This is a genomic window from Allobosea sp. RCC_152_1, from assembly GCF_041360765.1.
Taxonomy (GTDB): Bacteria; Pseudomonadota; Alphaproteobacteria; order Rhizobiales; family Beijerinckiaceae; genus Allobosea; species Allobosea spartocytisi.
Window position 1 is genome coordinate 1,108,022 of record NZ_JBFUPU010000001.1, and the last position, 19,192, is coordinate 1,127,213.

Below are 19,192 nucleotides of genomic sequence, written 5' to 3' on the forward strand. Positions count from 1 at the left end.
TTAGGGACGGGTTGGGGCAGGCGCAACGGGCGCCGGCGTGCCCGGAGCGCGGGGCTCCTCTGCGGGCGGTTCGGGCGCAGCCTCGGTGCCGGGCTTCTTCAGCAGGTTCTTGATGAAGTCGGCATTCACGTCCTGCGGCAGCATCGCGATCAGCGAGCGTCCGGTTTCCTCCAGCATCGGCTTGGCCTTGGCCTCCTTGGCCCAGACCGGCATCTTCTCGTTGCCGACCAGCGCCGCGAAGAAGACATAGCCGATCACGGCCAGCAGCAGCCCGCGCGCCGCGCCGAAGACGAAGCCCAAGGTGCGGTCGAGCGCGCCGATGCGCGAGTCGAGCACGAAGTCGGAGATGCGCGCCGTCAGCAGCGAGACGACGATCAGCGTGCCGAGGAACAACAACGCGATCGAGGCGACCAGCGCGATCGTGCCCTGCGCCGAGCTTGCCGGAATGTATTGCTGGATGAAGGGCACGAGCTGCGGATGGAACACCCAGGCGACGGCCGCCGCGGCGATCCATGAGACGATGGCGAGCACTTCGCGGGTAAAGCCGCGGACCGCGGCCAGCAAAGCCGAGATCAGAACCACGCCGATGACGACGAGATCGAGAATGGTGACAGGCATTGGGAAGGCCGCTTTGCTGATGACTCACGACGGCCGGCCCGCCGACGGACCACCGTTTCGGTTTTGCTATACGCGTTCCTCGCCCCTGCGTCACCCTGCCGGCGATGTCATTTCACACTCTTGCGTGGCGCGCGGGCGGCGATATCGGCAACGAGTTCCGTCACATGGCCGAAACGGCGCAGCGACAGGCCATTGCCGTCGCCATGATCGGCACCGCCCGCCGGCATGAGCGCCGCCTCGAATCCGAGCTTCGCCGCCTCCCTGAGTCGCGCCGCCGCGACCGAGACCGGCCTGACCGCGCCCGACAGCGCGATCTCGCCGAAATAGACCGCCTCCTGCGGCAGGATCGCACCCGTCAACGAGGAGACCAGCGCCGCCGCCACCGCGACATCCGCCGCCGGCTCGTTGACGCGCAAGCCACCCGCGACATTCAGATAGACGTCGTGCTGGCCGAGTCTGAGGCCGCCGTGGGTTTCGAGCACCGCGAGCACCATGGCGAGCCGGCTGTTCTCCCAGCCCACCACGGCGCGCCGCGGCGTGCCAAGCGCGGTCGGCGCCACCAGCGCCTGGATCTCGACCAGCACCGGCCGCGTGCCCTCGATGCCGGCGAAGACGGCCGCGCCCGGCGCCGGCTGGTCTCGGCCCGCGAGGAACAGGGCGGACGGGTTGGTGACCTCCGACAGCCCCTTGCCGGTCATCTCGAAGACGCCGATCTCGTCGGTCGCGCCGAAGCGGTTCTTCTGGCCGCGCAGGATGCGGAACGAGTGCGCCCCTTCTCCTTCGAATGAGAGAACGGCGTCGACCATGTGCTCGACCACGCGCGGGCCGGCGATCTGCCCGTCCTTGGTGACATGGCCGACCAGGATCAGGCAGACGCCGCTGGTCTTGGCGTAGCGGATCAGCGCCTGGGCCGAGCCGCGCACCTGCGTCACCGTGCCGGGCGCACTTTCGACCTCGCCGGACCACATGGTCTGGATCGAATCGATCACGACGAGGGCAGGGCGCTCACCCTGGCCGAGCGTCGCGATGATATCCTCGACATTGGTTTCCGCCGCCAGATCGACCGGCGCCTCGGCCAGCCCCATGCGCTCGGCACGCAACCTGACCTGCCCGGTCGATTCCTCGCCCGAGACATAGACGACGCGCCGTCCGCCCAGCGCCAGCGCGGCGCAGGCCTGCATCAGGAGCGTCGATTTGCCGATGCCGGGGTCGCCGCCGATCAGCAGCACCGAGCCTGGCACGAAGCCCCCGCCCGTGACGCGATCCAGTTCGCCTATGCCTGAGACGATGCGCGGCGCGTCCTGCGTCTCGCCCTTGAGCGTCTCCAGCGCGAAGACGCGGCCCCGCGCCCTCCCGCCGGACGAGGGGCGCCCGCCGCCCGGAACCGGCGCCGCTTGCGCTTCCTCGACGAGCGAGGACCATGTCCCGCAGGCGTCGCACTTGCCCTGCCAGCGGTGATAGACGGCCCCGCAGGCCTGACAATGATAGGTCGGGCCGCGCTTGGCCATCAGCCGCCCAAATACCGCCGCTGATAGCGCCGACCCAGGCTGGTCAGGATCTCGTAGCCGATCGTCTTGGCGCCGGCGCCGACGGACTCCAGATCGAGTGGCCCGCCGATCAGCGTGACGCTTGCGCCGCGCTGGGCGGCGCCCGCGGGCGCATCGGTGACGTCGATGATGATCAGGTCCATCGAGACCGAGCCGACGAAGGGGCAGGCCACGCCGGCGACGAGGGCCGAGCCGCCGGTGATCGTGTCGGTCCAGCTCCCGTTGCGCGGATAGCCGTCGGCATAGCCGAGGCAGATCGTGGCCAGCTTGCGCTTGCCTTTGGCGGTCCAGCGGCCGTTATAGCCGACCTGGGTCCCATCCTCGACCTCGCGGGTCTGGATGATCGTCGCTTCGAGCCCGATGACGGGCTGCATCGGGTTCGGCCGGCCCGGCGTCGGATTGCCGCCATAGAGCGCGTAGCCCGGCCGGGTGAGCTGGTAGGACGGGCAGTCCTTCAGGAAATGTCCGGACGAGTTGAGGAGCGAGGCCGGCAGCTCCGGGAAGGCGGCGGCGATCTCGGCGAAGGCGGCGATCTGGCGGGCATTGGCCGGGTCGGCTTCGTCCTCGGAAGAGGCGAAATGGCTCATCAGCAGGCCGATATCGGCCGCGGCGAGGGTGCCCGATTTCTCGCGGGCGAGGTTCAGCCCCTCGCCGGGCCAGAGCCCGAGCCGGTTCATCGCCGTGTCGACGTGCAGCGCCGCCGGCCGGACTTTCGCGCCGGTCTGCCGGAACGAGGCCCATTCCAGCAATTCCTCATGCGAGCCGAGCACCGGCGACAATTCATGCTCGGCATAGATCCCGCCGCTTCCGGGCAGCAGGCCGTTCAGGATGTAGACCGTCGCCCCGGGTGCGACCTTGCGGGCGCGGATGCCTTCGGAGAGATGGGCGACGAAGAAATTGCGGCAGCCCGCCCGGCTCAGAGCCGTTACGGCCGGCTCGATGCCGATGCCGTAGGCGTCCGCCTTGACGACGGCGCCCGCCTCCGTGCCGGCGCGCTTGCCGAGAAGCCGCCAGTTCGAGACCAGCGCATCGAGGTCGATGGTCAGTGTCGCGCCATAGGCGCCGGGTTCAGGCGTTTCGACAGACATCATTCACGGTCCGGGAGGCGAAGGTCGTCGGCGCGGTCGGAGAAGCGCGTCACATCGGCGTCGAACTGGAGGGCGATCGTCCCGGTCGGGCCATGGCGCTGCTTGCCGATGATCAGCTCGGCGACGCCATGCGCCGCCTCCATCTCGATCTGCCATTTGTTGTGTTCTTCGGTGCCGGGGCGCGGCTCCTTGCCCTTGAGGTAGTATTCGTCGCGATAGACGAACATGACCACGTCGGCGTCCTGCTCGATCGAGCCGGATTCGCGCAGGTCCGAGAGCTGCGGGCGCTTGTCGTCGCGGCTCTCGACCTGGCGCGAGAGCTGGGACAGCGCGATGATCGGAACCGAGAGCTCCTTCGCCAGCGCCTTCAGGCTGGTCGTGATCTCGGTCAGCTCCTGCACGCGGTTCTGGCTGTTCTTGGAGGAGCCGGACAGAAGCTGGAGGTAGTCGATGAAGAGGACATCGAGCCCCTTCTGCCGCTTGAGCCGCCGGGCGCGAGCGACGAGCTGCGCGATCGAGATGCCGCCGGTCTGGTCGATATAGAGCGGGATTCGCTCGATCTGCGCGGCGACATCGGTCAGCCGGGCGAAATCGGCCTCGGTGATGCGGCCCTGCCTGATCTTGTAGGAGGAAATGCCGGACTGCTCGGCGACGATACGGGTCGCGAGCTGGTCGGACGACATTTCGAGCGAAAAGAAGGCCACGACGCCGCCATCGACCGTCTTGATCGTCCCGTCCGCCTGCCGCTCGCCGCGCCAGGCCTTGGCGATGTTGAAGGCGATGTTGGTCGCCAGCGAGGTCTTGCCCATGGCCGGGCGGCCGGCGAGCACGATCAGGTCGGAGGGCTGCAGGCCGCCCATGCGTTGGTCGAGATCGCGCAGGCCTGACGAGATGCCCGACAGGCCGCCGGCGCGCTGATAGGCGCTCGCCGCCATGTCGATGGCGAGACGCAGCGCCCCGTCGAATTTCTGGAAGCCGCCTTCGTAGCGGCCCTTTTCGGCGAGTTCGTAGAGCTTGCGCTCGGCTTCTTCGATCTGCTCGCGCGGCGCCATCTCGACGGGGGCGTCATAGGCGACGTTGACGAGGTCTTCGCCGACGCCGATGAGCAGGCGGCGCACGGCGAGTTCGTAGATCGTACGGCCGTAATCGCCGGCGTTGATGACGGTCGTCGCCTCGGCGGCCAGTCGTGCGAGATACTGGCTCGGCGTGATGTCGCCGAGATCGAGGTCGTTGACGAAGGTCTTGAGCGTGATCGGCGTCGCAAGCTTGCCGGAGCGAATCAGGCTGGAGCTCAGCTCGAAGACGCGCTGGTGGATCGGCTCGAAGAAATGGTCCGGCAGCAGGAAGTCGGAGACGCGGTAGAAGGCGTCGTTATTGACCAGGATCGCGCCCAGCAGCGCCTGCTCGGCCTCGATGTTGTGAGGCTGGACGCGGTATTCCGCCTCGCGGTTGTCGAGGCGAGCGACGAGGGCTGTAGCGGTGGCCATGGCCGTCCCGATAAATCAATGCTGATTGATACTTCAAGCCGACATTCGGCCGCTGGATACGAAACGCGCGGCGGCTGATTCGGAAGACTCTTAGATTACCACCCCGCCATCTCCTGCCAGCAGCGTGATGCGTGATCCACTCCTTTGCACAGGCCACGGAACGAAAAAGGCGCCGTGTTGCCACGGCGCCCTTGACTCGTCGTCCGAGCGGTTCGGCTCAGCGATCGTCGTCGCCGGCCTCGGCCAGCGCCGCGCCGACCTCGAGGCCGAGATCGTCGAGGTCGAACTCCTCGCGGGCGGTGACGTCCTCGCCGGCGGCCTGGCGATGAGCCTCTTCGGCCGAGCGGGCGACGTTGACGGTGACCGTGACGGCGACTTCCGGGTGCAGCACGACCGGGACGGTGTGCAGGCCGAGCGTCTTGATCGGGGTGTTCAGCGTCACCTGGCTGCGGGCGACGTTGAAGCCGTCCTTGGTCAGGGCCTCGGCGATGTCGCGGGTCGAGACCGAGCCGTAGAGCACGCCGGACTCGCCGGACTGGCGCAGGATGGTGACGCTCTGGCCGTTCAGGCGGGCGGCGACGGCATCGGCTTCCGACTTCAGCTCGAGGTTGCGGGTCTCGAGCTCGAGCTTCTGGCTCTCGAAGCGCTTCTTGTTGTCCTCGGTGGCGCGCAGCGCCTTGCCGCGGGCGAGCAGGTAGTTGCGGCCGAAGCCGTCGCGGACGCGCACGACATCGCCCATCTGGCCGAGCTTGGCGACACGTTCGAGCAGGATCACTTCCATTTGTCTTCTCCTTACAGGTCTGGTCTGGTTTTCAGGATTGGGTAGGCGGAGGCGGCGACGCTGAACGCTTGCGCAGGCCGAACAGCGTGTCGGCGAGCCCGATGAGCGCGAGCAGCGGCGTTAGCAGGGCCTGCATCACGACGAGCGCGACATAGACCGAGATCAGCATCGGCGCCCGCCAGGGGCGGCCGCGCGAGATGTCGTGGAGCAGGCTCAAGCCGCAGAACATGAAGGCGGCGAGCAGGGCGCCCGTGAGGGCCATCGCCGCGACGCCGACGAAACTGCCGAGCGTGGCGAGGAAGGCAGAGGCGAGCAGGAGCAGCAGCGCGGGGCGCGGCAGCGTCGTGGCCGGAATGAAGGGCCAGGGCCGCGGCAGCCGGCCGGAGACCTTCACCGCGCGGGCGGCGAGCCAGAGATTGGCCGTGATCGTGGTGACGAAGGAAGCGCCGATGCCGAGCGGCACGGCGGGTGCGAGGCTCTGCGCCAGCTCGCCGACCTCGATGCCGGCGGGCAGGGCGATCAGACGGCCGCGTACCATCTCGTTCAGCAGGTTCTCGATCATCCGCGCGATCACCGAACGATAGGTCTCGTAGTCGGTGGTCATCACCAGCGCGCTGCCGACGGTCGCGAGCGCGGCGGTGGCGGCGATCCAGACCATGAGATTGCCGAGCGGGTACCATTCCGTCGTGCCCTGCGCGTCGCCGCGTGCGAGCAAGGCGAGATAGCCGATCCACCAGGCCGGCAGGCCGATGATCAGGGCGAAGGCGACGCCGCCCGTCGGCGCCAGCGCCACCGCGACGGCGAGCGCGCCCGCGGCCGTGGCGAACAGCCCGGAGCGGTGGTTCCAGCCCAGCGAGGCGATGAAGATCGGGAGAGGAGCGGCCGAGTACAGCAGTGCAGACAGCGGCGATCCGGTGATCACCACTGAAAAGAGCAGGGCCGCAACGAGGCCCGCGCCGATGCCGACAATCGGAATCATGGTCCGTCCTGCTGTCCCGCTGCTCGCTGGCCGTTCTGGCCCGGCAGGGTGAGAGGCGTCTCGCCTCAACGAACCCGGGGGAGTCTCACCGCCGGGCGACTGGTTGATCTTGAACGTGAAAGCCGGAGGCGCCGGGGCGCCTCCGGAAATTCCGAAATCCGCTTAGCGGATCAACGGATGACGTAGGGCAGCAGGCCGAGGAAGCGGGCGCGCTTGATCGCCTGGGCGAGCTCGCGCTGCTTCTTGGCGGAAACCGCCGTGATGCGGGACGGCACGATCTTGCCGCGCTCGGAGATGTAGCGCGAGAGCAGACGGACGTCCTTGTAGTCGATCTTCGGCGCGCCCTCGCCCGAGAACGGGCAGGACTTGCGGCGGCGGAAGAAGGGGCGGCGGGCGCCGGCAGATGCGGTCGACATGGATCAGGCCCCCACTTCGGCGGTTTCGGTCACTTCGTCGTCACGACGCGGACGGTCACGGCGCGGGCCGCGCTCGAAACGGTCGCCACCACGCTCGGGACGGTCGTCGCGATCACGCTTCTGGAGCATGGCCGACGGACCTTCCTCCAGCTCTTCGACCTTGATGGTCATGAAGCGCAGGATGTCTTCGTTGATGCGCATCTGGCGCTCCATCTCCAGCACGGCGGCGGAGGGGCCCTCGATGTTCAGCAGCGTGTAGTGCGCCTTGCGGTTCTTCTTGATGCGGTAGCCGAGGGACTTGACGCCCCAGTACTCGACCTTGCGGATGGCGCCGCCATTCGCTTCGATCACGCCCTTGAACTGCTCGACAAGAGCTTCGACCTGCTGCGCGCTGACATCTTGCCGCGCGAGCAGCACATGCTCGTACAATGCCATCTAGATTTGGCCTTTCTGTTTCACCCTGCTTCGCCCGGCGCGGAGCCCTCCGAGCCCTGGATAAGGCCCGACAGGATTTCATCGAAGGCGGAGACACAGGATGACGACTCCATCGAAGTCTGCGCGGCCTTCAAAAAGGCACGCGCCATCCGTTCAGCCTCCGGCCGAACAAGCAGGAGGCGGTCGTTACAGTGTCCGGACGGCCATGGCAACCGGAATCTGACGGTAAAACCCGCCCACGAGCGGAAAAGCTGGGCTCCGTGCTTGACTTGGCGGCGAAACCGTTGTGACAGCCGCGTCATAATACAAAAGTTTTGCAGGACGAGGCGTTCCCGACATGACGACAGCGTTGATCTTTCCCGGCCAGGGCTCCCAGGCCGTCGGCATGGGCAGGAGCCTGGCCGACGCCTTCCCGGTCGCGAAGGCGGTGTTCGACGAGGTCGACGCGGCCCTGTCGCAGAAGCTCTCTACCTTGATGTGGGAAGGCCCCGCCGAGGAGCTGACGCTGACGGCCAACGCCCAGCCGGCGCTGATGGCGGTCAGCCTCGCGGTGGTTCGGGTGCTCGAGGCCGAGGCCGGGCTCGATCTCGGGCGCGATGCCGCCTTCGTCGCCGGCCACTCGCTCGGCGAGTATTCCGCGCTGGCTGCGGCCGGGACCTTCTCGGTCAGCGACGCGGCCCGCCTGCTGCGCATCCGCGGCGATGCGATGCAGAAGGCCGTGCCGGCGGGGCAGGGTGCCATGGCGGCGCTGCTCGGCGCCGAGCTCGACCTCGCCCGCGAGATCGCCGCCGCGGCGGCGCAGGGCGAAGTCTGCGAGGCGGCCAACGACAATGGCGGCGGGCAGGTCGTGCTCTCCGGCGCGAAGGCGGCGATCGATCGCGCCATCGCGCTCGCCACCGAGCGGGGCGTCAAGCGCGCCATGCTGCTGCCGGTTTCCGCGCCCTTCCATTGCGCGCTGATGCAGCCGGCTGCCGAGGCGATGCGAGAGGCCCTGTCCAAGATTGCGATGCGGGCGCCGGTCGTGCCGGTGATGGCCAATGTCGGCGCCGCGCCACTGAGCGACCCGGAGGCGATTCGCGCCTCGCTGGTGGCGCAGGTGACGGGAACCGTGCGCTGGCGCGAATGCGTGCAGGCGATGGCAGCGGCCGGCGTGGACGATTTCGTCGAGCTGGGCAGCGGCAAGGTTCTCGCCGGCCTGGTGAAGCGCATCGCCGCCGGCACCGCCACGGCCTCGGTCGGCACGGCCGAGGACATCGCCGCCTATAAGGCTCGCAAGGGCTGATCGGAAAGGTCTGGAGGAAATCCGGACGCTAAGACGGCAGAACGCCGGAAACGGGGAGTGGACATGTTTGATCTGACCGGCCGCAAGGCCCTGGTCACCGGCGCGACCGGTGGCCTCGGCGGAGCCATTGCGAGAACCCTTCACGCCCAGGGCGCGACCATCGCCATCTCCGGCACCCGGGCCGAAGCGCTGGAGGCCCTGGCGGCCGAGCTCGGCGAGCGGGTCGTGATCACGCCCTGCAACCTCGCGGACAAGGATTCGGTCGAGGCGCTGCTGCCGAGCGCCGAGGAGAAGCTCGGCGGGCTCGACATTCTCGTCAACAATGCCGGCATCACGAAGGACAACCTGTTCCTGCGCCTCAAGGACGAGGATTGGGACGCGGTCATCGCGATCAACCTGACGGCCGCCTTCCGGTTGTCGCGCGCGGCGGTGAAGTCGATGATGCGCAGGCGCTACGGCCGAATCGTCTCGATCGGCTCCGTCGTCGGCACGATGGGCAATCCCGGGCAGGGCAACTACGCCGCCGCCAAGGCCGGTCTCATCGGCATGTCCAAGGCGCTGGCGGCGGAGGTGGCGAGTCGCAACATCACCGTCAATGTGGTCGCCCCGGGCTTCATCGAGTCACCGATGACGCAGGCCCTGAACGAGAAGCAGCGCGAAGGCATTCTCTCGGACGTGCCGATGGGGCGGCTCGGCGCGGGCGCCGATGTGGCGGCGGCGGTCGCTTATCTCGCCAGCACGGAAGCCGGCTACGTGACCGGACAGACGCTTCACGTCAACGGCGGAATGGCCATGATCTGAACGGGTTGCGGCGCATTCTGGAAGCGTTCCAGAAGCCGTTCGACGCTCTCGCCACTGTGGACAGGGTGTGTTAACTAGCGCCGTCGCGCTGCCTTTCCGGCTCCTGGGGACTTGACGAAAACCCGGTTGTTGCGTTTGTGCAGGCTTCAAGCTTTCCGGATCGCGTGCATCATCACGATGGCGCGGCGGGTCGGAATGAAGATCCATATGCGCGTCGCAGCTCTGCGGTGCGTTTTCAGTTTCTAAGGAAGAGACCCATGAGCGATGTCGCCGAGCGCGTGAAGAAGATCGTGGTCGAGCACCTCGGCGTCGAGCCCGAGAAGGTCGTCGATAGCGCCAACTTCATCGAGGATTTGGGTGCGGACAGCCTCGACACCGTCGAGCTGGTCATGGCCTTCGAGGAAGAGTTCGGCGTCGAGATTCCGGACGATGCTGCCGAGACGATCGTGACGGTCGGCGACGCGGTCAAGTTCCTCTCGGCCAAGAGTGCCTGATTAGGCGCCTGATCGGGCGCTGATCGACCCAAGGGTCGTTTCATACAGAAAGTCTCATGGCTCCTCGTAGTGTTTCGATGCGGCGCGTCGTCGTGACCGGGCTCGGCATGGTGACGCCGCTCGGTTGCGGCGTCGAACCGACCTGGACGCGGATCCTTGCCGGCGCCAGCGGCGCCGGCCCCATTACCAGCTTCGACGCCAGCGACCTGCCGGCGCAGATCGCCTGCAACATCCCGCGGGGTGACGGCAGCGACGGGACCTTCAATCCCGACGACTGGATGGAGCCGAAGGAACAGCGCAAGGTCGACGACTTCATCGTCTTCGGCATGGCTGCCGCCACGCAGGCGCTGGCGGATGCGGGCTGGAAACCGGAAAGCTACGAGGACCAGACCCGCACCGGCGTCGCCATCGGCTCCGGCATCGGCGGCCTCGGCGGCATCTATGAGGCCTCGCTCCTGCTCAAGGAGCGTGGCCCGCGCCGCCTTTCTCCCTTCTTCATTCCCGGCCGCCTGATCAACCTCGCTGCGGGCTATGTCTCGATCGAGCACGGGTTGAAGGGGCCGAACCATTCGGCCGTCACCGCCTGCTCGACCGGCGCGCATGCGATCGGCGACGCCGCGCGCATGATCGCGCTCGGAGATGCCGACGTCATGGTGGCTGGCGGCGCCGAATCGGCCATCAACCGCATCGGCATCGCCGGGTTCTGCGCCTGCCGGGCGCTCTCCACCAGCTTCAACGACACCCCCGAAAAGGCCTCGCGCCCCTACGACAAGGACCGTGACGGCTTCGTCATGGGCGAGGGGGCCGGCGTCGTCGTGCTCGAGGAGCTGGAGCATGCCCTGGCCCGCGGCGCGCGCATCTATGCCGAGGTCATCGGCTACGGCATGTCGGGCGACGCCTACCATATCACTTCGCCGGCCGAGGACGGCGACGGCGCCTATCGCTGCATGAGCATGGCGCTGGACCGCGCCGGCATCGCGGCGTCCGACCTCGATTACGTCAATGCCCATGGCACCTCGACGCCGCTTGGCGACGAGATCGAGCTGCGCGCTGTCGAGCGGCTGCTGGCGAACGCGCCGAAGCGCCCGTCGATGTCCTCGACGAAATCGGCGACCGGCCATCTGCTGGGTGCGGCGGGTGCCATCGAGGCGATCTTCACCGTGCTCGCCATTCGCGACCAGGTCGCGCCGCCGACGATCAATCTCGACAATCCCTCCGTCGAGACCGACATCGACCTGGTGCCGCATGTCGCCCGCAAGCGCGAGATCGAGTACGCTTTGTCGAACTCCTTCGGCTTCGGCGGCACCAACGCCTCGCTGGTGCTGCAGCGTTATCGGGCCGACGGCTGAGGCTTTCACCGGCCGGCTCGATCACGACCGGGAGGCACCGTGCTCGGGCTCGACCCGAGCATCTTGCGGCCTAGAGGCGCCCTTCTCGGCCGGAGATTCTCGGGCGCCGCGATGCGCTGCCCGCGGCCTTGCCCCGTCCCGACAGCGCGGTTTCGCCATAATCTTGGGTAGAGTTTGCGGCTGATGCTGCTGAAGGCGTGATTCCGCGTTCACAGCGGCGACGAAACCGGCTCTAATGCGGCCCTGGAGCCGATATGCCCGGTTCTTCATCCGGCACGATGCGGACGAAAGCATCGTGCCGAGGTCGTCTATCCCGTGCTGCGAGCGCTGAAACTGTGAACGATACGCCCCGCGTCGCCCCAAAAAGCCCGAGCGAGGCCCTCAAGCCCGTAGCGCCACCGGCGCCGCCGCCGAAGGTGCGCCACCGGCGACGCAGCCCGTTCCTCTCCATGCTGAGCGGCTTGTTCACGCTCGCCCTCGTCGGCGCCGGTGTGGTCGGGGCCGGCATCGCCATCGTCTCCAACCAGAGCAAGTCGCCGGGTCCGCTGGCAAGCGACCGTGCGCTGATCATCCCGAAGGAGAGCGGGCTCACCGAGATCGCCGAGCTTCTGCAGCGCGAAGGGCTGATCGAGCATCCGCTCACCTTCCGCATCGCCGCCATCATCGGCGGCGACTGGCACAAGCTCCAGGCCGGCGAATACCTGTTCAAGGCGCGCGTCAGCCCGCAGGAGATCCTCGGCATCATTTCGAGCGGCAAGGTGGTCGAGCATTCGGTCACCATTCCCGAGGGGCTGACCAGCGAGCAGATCGTCGAGCGCCTGCGCGAGAACGATCTCCTGACCGGCGACATCACCCAGGTGCCGAAGGAAGGCTCGATCCTGCCCGACACCTATCGTTTCCCGCGCGGCTTCTCGCGGCAGGCCATCCTCGACCGCATGGCGCGCGACCAGCGTGTGATCCTCAGCCGGATCTGGGAGCGTCGCCCCGCCGACCTGCCGATCAAGACACCGCAGGATCTCGTCATCCTGGCTTCGATCGTGGAGAAGGAGACCGGCCGCGCCGATGAGCGTCCGCGCGTCGCCGGGGTCTTCATCAACCGCCTGAACCAGAAGATGCGGCTGCAATCCGACCCGACGATCGTCTACGGCCTCGTCGGCGGCAAGGGCACGCTCGGTCGCCCGATCCAGCGCAACGAGATCACACAGGCGACGCCCTACAACACCTATGTCATCCCCGGCCTGCCGCCGGGACCGATCGCCAATCCTGGCCGCGCCGCGATGGAGGCGGTGGTCAATCATTCGCGCACGAAGGAGCTCTTCTTCGTCGCCGACGGCACGGGCGGCCATGTCTTTGCCGAGACGCTCGACCAGCACAACCGCAATGTCGGCCGCTGGCGCCAGATCGAAACGACGCGCCAGCAGCAGACCGGCAAGCCCCCGGCGGACAGCGTCGACAAGGTCGAGCCGCCTGCGGGCCCCGACAACCGCACCGAGGCGCCGGCGAGCGCCCAGCCAGTCGCCGCGGGCGACGGCTCGGCTCCTGTCGCCCTGCCGGCCGGCGGCGTGGCGGGCACCCGAGCCCGGGCTTTCGACGCCTCGGAAGGCACTCCGCGGGATCCGCTGCTGAACAAGACCTTCGATCTCAACTCGCCCAAGCAGTTGCCGCAGCTCAAGATGCCCTGAGACATTCCCGGCACGGCTCGCCGTCCCCATCTTCCGCGCCGCTGTGCTTGCGATGGCTGCGGCGCGCCACTACGGTCCCGCCGCATTGCGCCCGGCAGGGCGGCGGCAAGCGGATCGCAAAGCGGGGATTGAATGGGCATCGAGAGCATGACGGGCTTTGCCCGCGCGGCGGGGACAGCCGGCGTTCACGCCTGGGCCTGGGAAATCCGCAGCGTCAACGGCCGGGGACTTGATCTGCGCGTGCGGGTTCCGCCCGGTTTCGAGGTGCTGGCCGAGGCGGCCCGCAAGCGCCTGACGAGCGCCTTCTCGCGCGGCACGCTCCACGTCAATCTCTCCGTGACCAGCGATGCAGGGCCGCCGCGCCCCCGCGTCAACGAGACGGTGCTCGCGGCCCTGCTGGAGGCCATTGAGAAGCTGCCGCCGGCTGCTGGCATCAATCCGCCGACCTTCGACGGGCTGCTCGGCATCCGCGGCGTGGTCGAATACGCCGATGAGGCTCAGGATGCGCTCGGCGCCATCGAGAAGCCGGCACTCGCCGGCCTCGAATCGATTGCCGAGGCGCTGAAGGAGGCCCGTTCCGCCGAGGGACGGGCGCTGGAGGCGATCGTGCTCGGCCAGGTCGAGACGATCTCGCGCCTGACGACGGAAGCCGAGCGACATCCTGCCCGCAGCCCGGAGGCCATCCGTGCCCGGATTGCCACCCAGGTCGAAGCCCTGCTGGGCGCAGCCAACGGGCTCGATCCGCAACGCCTGCATCAGGAGGCTGCGCTCGTCGCGGTTCGCTCCGATATCCGCGAGGAGATCGACCGCCTCCACGCCCATGTCGGGGCGTTGCGGGAGCTCCTGGCGAAGGGCGGTCCCATCGGCCGCAAGCTCGATTTCCTCTCCCAGGAATTCGGCCGTGAGGCCTCGACGCTCTGCGCCAAGGCGAACGACCCCGGCCTCTCGCGGATCGGCCTCGACTTGCGCACGGTCGTCGACCAGATGCGCGAGCAGGTCCAGAATGTGGAGTGAGAGATGACGGCCGAGAGCCATCGCCCGGCCCGACGCGGCCTCATGCTCATCCTGTCCTCGCCCTCGGGCGCCGGCAAGACGACGCTCACCCGTAATCTCAAGAGCGAGAACAATCTCGACCTCTCGATCTCCGTGACGACGCGGCCGCGGCGCCCGTCCGAGATCGACGGCGTGCATTACCGCTTCATCGACCGCAACGCCTTCGACGCCATGCGCCAGCATAACGACCTGCTGGAATGGGCCGAGGTCCACGGCAACGGCTACGGCACGCCGCGCAAGGAGGTCGAGGCTTCGCTGGCGGCCGGGCGCGACGTGTTGTTCGACATCGATTGGCAAGGCACACAGCAGATCGTCAAGAAGGCGCGCGCCGACGTGGTGACGATCTTCATCCTGCCACCGTCGATGGCGGAGCTGCGCTCGCGCCTCGTGCGCCGGGCCGAGGATGCGCCGGAGGTCATCGCCAAGCGGCTGGCCAATGCCCGCGACGAGATCGCGCGCTGGAGCCAGTACGACTACGTCATCGTCAATGACGATCTCGACGCAGCCTACGAGTCGATCAAGGCGATCCTGACGGCAGAGCGCCTCAAGCGCAGCCGCGCGGTGGGGCTCGGCGCCTTCGTCGATCAGCTTCTGGCCGAGGAGCTGCCCTGAAGCTCTGCGGCGAGCGCGTTCGCGAGTCGCACGAAGCCGGAAACCGGCACTTCCTCCGCCCGCGCCGTCTCGGCGAGGCCGGCCGCCGCGAGGATGGGCGCCGGGTCCGGCAGCACGGCCTTCAGGCTCTGCCGCAGCATCTTGCGACGCTGGCCGAACGCGGCCAGCGTCACCCGCTCCAGCAGGCGCCGGTCGCAAGGCTCCGGCTCCTCGCGCGGCAGGAGCTGGACCACCGAGGAGGTGATCTTCGGCGGCGGCACGAAGGCGTCGCGCGGCACGTCGAACAGGATCTTCGTCCGGCAGCGCCAGTTCGCCAGCACGGCGAGCCGGCCGTAATCCGCCCGCTCTTCCGGCGAGGCGACGATGCGCTCGGCGACCTCGCGCTGGAACATCAGCGTGAGCGAGCTCCACCAGGACGGCCAGGGCTCGAGACTGAGCCAACCCACCAGCAGCGGCGTGCCGATATTATAGGGCAGGTTTGCGACGATGCGGGCGCGTTCGCCCTTCAGATGGGACGAGAGATCGACGGCAAGCGCATCGCCATCGACGACCTCCAGCCGCCCCGGATAGCGCGCCGCGATCTCGGCCAGCGCTGGCAGGCAGCGCCGGTCGCGTTCGATGGCGATGACCCGGCCCGCCCCGTTGGCGAGCAGGGCGCGCGTCAGGCCACCGGGGCCGGGGCCGATCTCGACGATCGTCTCGCCGTCGAGCGGGCCGGCGGAGCGGGCGATCCGGCTCGTCAGGTTGAGATCGAACAGGAAGTTCTGGCCGAGCGCTTTCTGGGCCATCAGCCCGTGGCGCTCCACCACCTCGCGCAGCGGCGGCAGATCGTCGATCTGGCTCATGGCTGGCCCGCCGCCTCATGGGCCGCGTCCCGCCGTCCGGCCATGCGCGCGGCAAGCCGCAGAGCGGCGCAGAGGCTGTCAGGCCTCGCAATGCCGCGCCCGGCGATGTCGAAGGCCGTGCCGTGATCGGGAGAGGTCCGGATGAAGGGCAGGCCGAGCGTGACGTTGACGCCCTCGTCGAAGGCGATGGTCTTGATCGGGATCAGCGCCTGGTCGTGATACATCGCCAGCGCCGCGTCGTAGCCCGCCCGCGCCCGCGCATGGAACATCGTATCGGCCGGATAGGGCCCGCGCGCATCGATACCCTCGGCCTGGAGCTGCGCGATGGCCGGCTTCACGATGTCCTCGTCCTCGCGCCCCATCGTTCCGTTCTCGCCGGCATGCGGGTTCAATCCGCTGAGGGCGAGCCGGGGGCTGGCGATACCGAATTGTTGACGCAGACCCGCCGCGACAATCCGGGCCGTGTCGACGATAAGCTTCGTCGTCAGCAGCTCCGGCACCCGTTGCAGCGGCACATGGATCGTGACCGGGATGACGGCGAGCTCCTCGCACCACAGCATCATCACCGGCAGAGGCTCGACCCCGCCCTCGGCCGCGAGATGAGCGAGATATTCCGTATGTCCGGGATGCTTGAAGCCGGCCGCGTAAAGCACTGATTTCGCGATTGGATTGGTTACGACTGCGCCAGCCTGTCCGGCCCGGACCGCCGCCACGGCCCGGTCGATCGAGGCAATCGTGGCCGCAGCCGAAACGGCATCGGGCCTGCCGGGCAGGACATCGACCGCCTGTGCGAGCGGGATCACCGGCAACGCCTCTTGGAAAACCGCGGGGGCCTCCTCCCAGGAGCATTCCCGGATTGGGATCGGCCATCCAAGCCGCTCGGCGGTTCGCGCGAGCTGCTCCGCATTCGCGATGCAGGCGAAGGCCGGCAGCGCGCGCTCTTTGCGTTCTTGCCAGGCACGCAGGCTGAGTTCCGGCCCGATGCCGGCGGGGTCGCCCTGGGTCAGCGCTAGCGGCAGGGTCGGCAAGGGACGCTCCGATGTCGCGGAAGCGCGGGCCATAGGGCTGCCCGCGTCGCTTTGCTTGAGCCGGATCCGATCAGGTCGAAACAACCCGATCGGTGCATCCGCCTCTCAGATATCGATGGGATCACGCGTTCTAGTTCGAGCCGCCCACGCCGTCGCCGGTCGAGGTTCCGCCGAGGTTCTGGGAATAGCTGATCTCGCCCAGAGTCCGCAGCTCGAGCCGGAACATGACGGTGCGCGTATCCTTCGTCGCGCCGGCCTGCCGGTCGGCATAGCTTTGCGAGTAGCTGACGTCGAAGACCGTGCATTCGTCGGTGTAGTTGATGCCGAGCGAGGTCGAGGCGGTCTGGAACGGACCGGTCGTCGGATAGGCCGGGATGGCCGTCGACGCCGCCAGGGCGGCGGCATAGGCGTTCCGCCAGAGCTCGCGGTCGTATTTGTACTTGTCGAGGTCGAACAGCACGCCGGCCCTGACGCGCCAGTTCGGGGTGACGAGCAGGGAGCCGTTCAGCGAAAGGCCTTCGCGGCGGCGGGGGATGCCGAGATCCGGCTGCGGCTCGTAGCGGGCATAGCCGACCGAGGCCGTGACGACGCCGGTCGAATAGGTCGCCGCGGCATCGATGCGCTGCGCCTCGAAGGTCGTCGAGTTCAGGCGCGTGGCACCGGTCAGGAAGAAGCCCTTCATCGGAGAGATCTGCGCCCGGGCAACGATGTCGGAGCTCGCCGTCTGGAGACCGGAATCGAGGCCGGTATTGAGCAGGTCGCCGGTCGCGTAGGAATTGCGCCCGCCGAGCTGGAACGACTGGCCGACCAGGAGGTTGGCATAGGCTTCCTTGCCGAAGCGACCGGTATAGAGCGCGCCGACATTGGCGCGCGTGCCGCCCTCGACGCGGTCGTAGCCGGAGAACTTGCCCTGCCATTCGAACAGGTTGTTGGCGTCGAAGACGAGGCTCTGCGAATCCTCGTTGGCGATCCGCAGGCTGTTCGTCTCGTTCGGGCGGGCGACGATCTGCGCCACCGGCTCGATGATATGCGTGCCCCAGTCGGTCTTGGCGACGAAGGGGTAGCGGTACATCAGGCCGATCGCCGGCATCACCCGGCCGAAGACCTCGTCCGAGCTGTCGGCGATCGTCGAGACGCGCGAATTGATGATGCCGCTGGTATCCGGGTTGATCGCGAAGACGTCGGCCCGCAGCGAGGCATAGGGCGTCCAGATCTGCCCGATCGGATCGATGATGTTGCGCCGCCACGAGACCTGCGCGGTCGCGCGGGACACGTTGCCTGCCAGCCCGCGCACGAGGCAGTTGTTCTTGTCGTAGACCGCGCACCCGTCATAGAGCGAATAGCCCGGTGTGGTGATCAGATAGTTCTTCTGTGCGGGCAGCTGGGTGAAGGCGGCCGTATCGCGGGTCAGGCTGGTGACGTTGACGTTGAACTCCAGCTCGCCGCCCAGGAAGGACGGCTTGTGGATGCGCTTGTCGTAGTCCAGCACCGGCAGCACCACGGGCTGCTGCTTCTGCCAGTCCTGATAGTTGAGCGGCTGGAAATAGTAGCCGCGCAGGTCGAACCAGGCGGTCGGGCTCTGGCCGTTCAGATAGGCCGTCGAGATCGATTCCTGCAGATAGGTGGTGTTGCTGAAGCTCTCGTTCAGGATGCGGTAGTTCTTGTAGAACCAGCGATCCGTCGACATGGCGGCGTTCCAGCCGACGGTCCAGCGCGGGTTGATGTAGAACTTGCCGGTCGTCTCGACCGATCCGCGGAAGCTGTCGTCGCCGGGACCGAGCGGGCCTGCGACGAAGGCTCCCTTGTCCTGCTGGAAGATGCCGGAGGCGCGGATCGTGTAGGAGCCGTTCAGCAGCCGGTGGCGCCACTCGACCTGTCCCAGCACGCCTTGGCGCGTGAGGAAGGTCGGCGTCAGCGTGAGGTCGTAATTCGGCGCGAGATTGAGGAAATAGGGCAGCCCGACGCCGAAGCCGAGAGCCCCGGTATTGATGAATTTTGGCGCCAGGAAGCCGGTCTTGCGCTTCACCGTCGAATCCGGCCCCGACATGTAGGGGATATAGGCCATCGGGATGCCGGCGAATTCGACGCGGGCATCCTCGTAATAGATGGTCTGCTCGGACTTCTTGTGGATGATGCGCGCCGCACGGACCTGCCAGAGCGGCGGCCGCTCCGGGTTGTCCTTGCAGGGCTCGCAGGCCGTGTAGATGCCCTTGTCGAAGACGAAGGTCTCGCCGTCCGTCCGCTCGGCGCGGGGCGCCGAGAAGCGGGTCTTATCGGGGTTCACCACCCTGAGCGAATCGATGAAGCCGTCACGGAAATCGTCGGTCAGGTTGAAGCGGTCGCCGGTGATGACGCTACCGTTCGATTCGGTGATGCGCGCATTGCCGATCGCCGTGACGCGCTTGTTCGCCTGGTCGTAGATGACCTTGTCGGCTTCGATCGTGCGGCCCTGATAAAGGATCTGCACGTCGCCGACGGCGGCGACGGTCTTCTTGTCGTTGTCGTAGACGAGTTCACGCGCATCGACGACCATGCGGTCCTGCGGCTTGGCAGGCGCTGCGGCTCCCGCCGCCGGCTTGCCCCCTGCCGAGGGCTTGCCCTGGGCGAAGCCCGGGCCGGCCAGCAGGAAGGCGAGGCTGGAGGCAAGCGCCGTCGCCGCAGCAAATCGTGCCACGCTCGTCACGCCTTGACCCAT

At 67.7% G+C, this 19,192-nt stretch carries 18 protein-coding genes; 7 read left to right on the forward strand and 11 right to left on the reverse strand.

Going from position 1 to position 19,192, the window contains the following annotated elements; translation table 11 throughout:
* The 8 genes from AB6806_RS05205 to rpsF all read right to left on the reverse strand — a co-directional run bounded on the left by AB6806_RS05205 (position 1) and on the right by rpsF (position 7,351).
* Positions 1-618, reverse strand: a complete 618-nt coding sequence (locus AB6806_RS05205; RefSeq protein WP_370954225.1) for a CvpA family protein — start codon at positions 616-618, stop codon at positions 1-3.
* Between the two features lie 107 nt (positions 619-725).
* Positions 726-2,126, reverse strand: a complete 1,401-nt coding sequence (gene radA / locus AB6806_RS05210) for a DNA repair protein RadA (protein WP_113253102.1) — start codon at positions 2,124-2,126, stop codon at positions 726-728.
* Positions 2,126-3,253, reverse strand: a complete 1,128-nt coding sequence (gene alr / locus AB6806_RS05215) for an alanine racemase (protein ID WP_142021068.1) — start codon at positions 3,251-3,253, stop codon at positions 2,126-2,128. The genes radA and alr overlap by 1 nt, the downstream gene beginning before the upstream one ends.
* Positions 3,253-4,740 carry a replicative DNA helicase gene (locus AB6806_RS05220; protein WP_038367653.1) on the reverse strand — a complete coding sequence of 496 codons (1,488 nt, stop codon included), beginning with the start codon at positions 4,738-4,740 and terminating at the stop codon, positions 3,253-3,255. Before AB6806_RS05220 ends, alr begins: the two co-directional genes overlap by 1 nt.
* A 217-nt stretch (positions 4,741-4,957) precedes the next feature.
* On the reverse strand, positions 4,958-5,521 hold the full coding sequence (gene rplI, locus AB6806_RS05225; protein ID WP_038367650.1) for a 50S ribosomal protein L9: 564 nt from the start codon (positions 5,519-5,521) through the stop codon (positions 4,958-4,960).
* A gap of 31 nt (positions 5,522-5,552) precedes the next feature.
* Entirely contained in the window at positions 5,553-6,500 is a 948-nt protein-coding gene (locus AB6806_RS05230) for a DUF2232 domain-containing protein (RefSeq protein WP_112762123.1), read from the reverse strand.
* A gap of 170 nt (positions 6,501-6,670) precedes the next feature.
* Positions 6,671-6,916, reverse strand: coding sequence for a 30S ribosomal protein S18 (gene rpsR, locus AB6806_RS05235; protein ID WP_038367644.1), 246 nt, complete (start codon positions 6,914-6,916; stop codon positions 6,671-6,673).
* A 3-nt stretch (positions 6,917-6,919) separates the two neighbouring features.
* Positions 6,920-7,351: a 30S ribosomal protein S6 gene (rpsF, locus tag AB6806_RS05240; RefSeq protein ID WP_038367640.1), complete on the reverse strand. Its 432-nt coding sequence runs from the start codon at positions 7,349-7,351 to the stop codon at positions 6,920-6,922.
* A 337-nt stretch (positions 7,352-7,688) separates the two neighbouring features.
* On the opposite strand from rpsF, the gene fabD reads away from it, so the two are divergent.
* The 7 genes from fabD to gmk all read left to right on the forward strand — a co-directional run bounded on the left by fabD (position 7,689) and on the right by gmk (position 14,624).
* Positions 7,689-8,633 (forward strand): ACP S-malonyltransferase, encoded by a 945-nt coding sequence (gene fabD, locus AB6806_RS05245; protein WP_142020836.1) that lies wholly within the window; start codon positions 7,689-7,691, stop codon positions 8,631-8,633.
* A 63-nt stretch (positions 8,634-8,696) separates the two neighbouring features.
* On the forward strand, positions 8,697-9,434 hold the full coding sequence (gene fabG, locus AB6806_RS05250; protein ID WP_142020837.1) for a 3-oxoacyl-[acyl-carrier-protein] reductase: 738 nt from the start codon (positions 8,697-8,699) through the stop codon (positions 9,432-9,434).
* 257 nt (positions 9,435-9,691) lie between these two features.
* The gene (locus AB6806_RS05255) at positions 9,692-9,928 is read left to right on the forward strand and encodes an acyl carrier protein (protein WP_038367632.1); all 237 of its coding nucleotides are present in this window, start codon (positions 9,692-9,694) and stop codon (positions 9,926-9,928) included.
* 77 nt (positions 9,929-10,005) lie between these two features.
* The gene (gene fabF, locus AB6806_RS05260) at positions 10,006-11,277 is read left to right on the forward strand and encodes a beta-ketoacyl-ACP synthase II (protein WP_038367631.1); all 1,272 of its coding nucleotides are present in this window, start codon (positions 10,006-10,008) and stop codon (positions 11,275-11,277) included.
* Between the two features lie 335 nt (positions 11,278-11,612).
* Positions 11,613-12,959 (forward strand): endolytic transglycosylase MltG, encoded by a 1,347-nt coding sequence (gene mltG, locus AB6806_RS05265; RefSeq protein WP_260368330.1) that lies wholly within the window; start codon positions 11,613-11,615, stop codon positions 12,957-12,959.
* Between the two features lie 132 nt (positions 12,960-13,091).
* Entirely contained in the window at positions 13,092-13,973 is an 882-nt protein-coding gene (locus AB6806_RS05270) for a YicC/YloC family endoribonuclease (RefSeq protein ID WP_133564130.1), read from the forward strand.
* A gap of 3 nt (positions 13,974-13,976) precedes the next feature.
* Positions 13,977-14,624 carry a guanylate kinase gene (gene gmk, locus AB6806_RS05275; protein WP_038367626.1) on the forward strand — a complete coding sequence of 216 codons (648 nt, stop codon included), beginning with the start codon at positions 13,977-13,979 and terminating at the stop codon, positions 14,622-14,624.
* On the opposite strand, the gene rsmA is transcribed toward gmk, so the two are convergent.
* From rsmA to AB6806_RS05290, 3 genes are all read right to left on the reverse strand, one after another.
* The gene (gene rsmA / locus AB6806_RS05280) at positions 14,597-15,469 is read right to left on the reverse strand and encodes a 16S rRNA (adenine(1518)-N(6)/adenine(1519)-N(6))-dimethyltransferase RsmA (protein ID WP_038367624.1); all 873 of its coding nucleotides are present in this window, start codon (positions 15,467-15,469) and stop codon (positions 14,597-14,599) included. The two genes, gmk and rsmA, sit on opposite strands and share 28 nt — an antisense overlap.
* Positions 15,466-16,497, reverse strand: coding sequence for a 4-hydroxythreonine-4-phosphate dehydrogenase PdxA (pdxA, locus tag AB6806_RS05285; RefSeq protein WP_370954226.1), 1,032 nt, complete (start codon positions 16,495-16,497; stop codon positions 15,466-15,468). Before pdxA ends, rsmA begins: the two co-directional genes overlap by 4 nt.
* Positions 16,498-16,627: 130 nt before the next feature.
* Positions 16,628-19,180 carry an LPS-assembly protein LptD gene (locus AB6806_RS05290; RefSeq protein ID WP_370954227.1) on the reverse strand — a complete coding sequence of 851 codons (2,553 nt, stop codon included), beginning with the start codon at positions 19,178-19,180 and terminating at the stop codon, positions 16,628-16,630.
* Positions 19,181-19,192 lie beyond the last annotated feature (12 nt).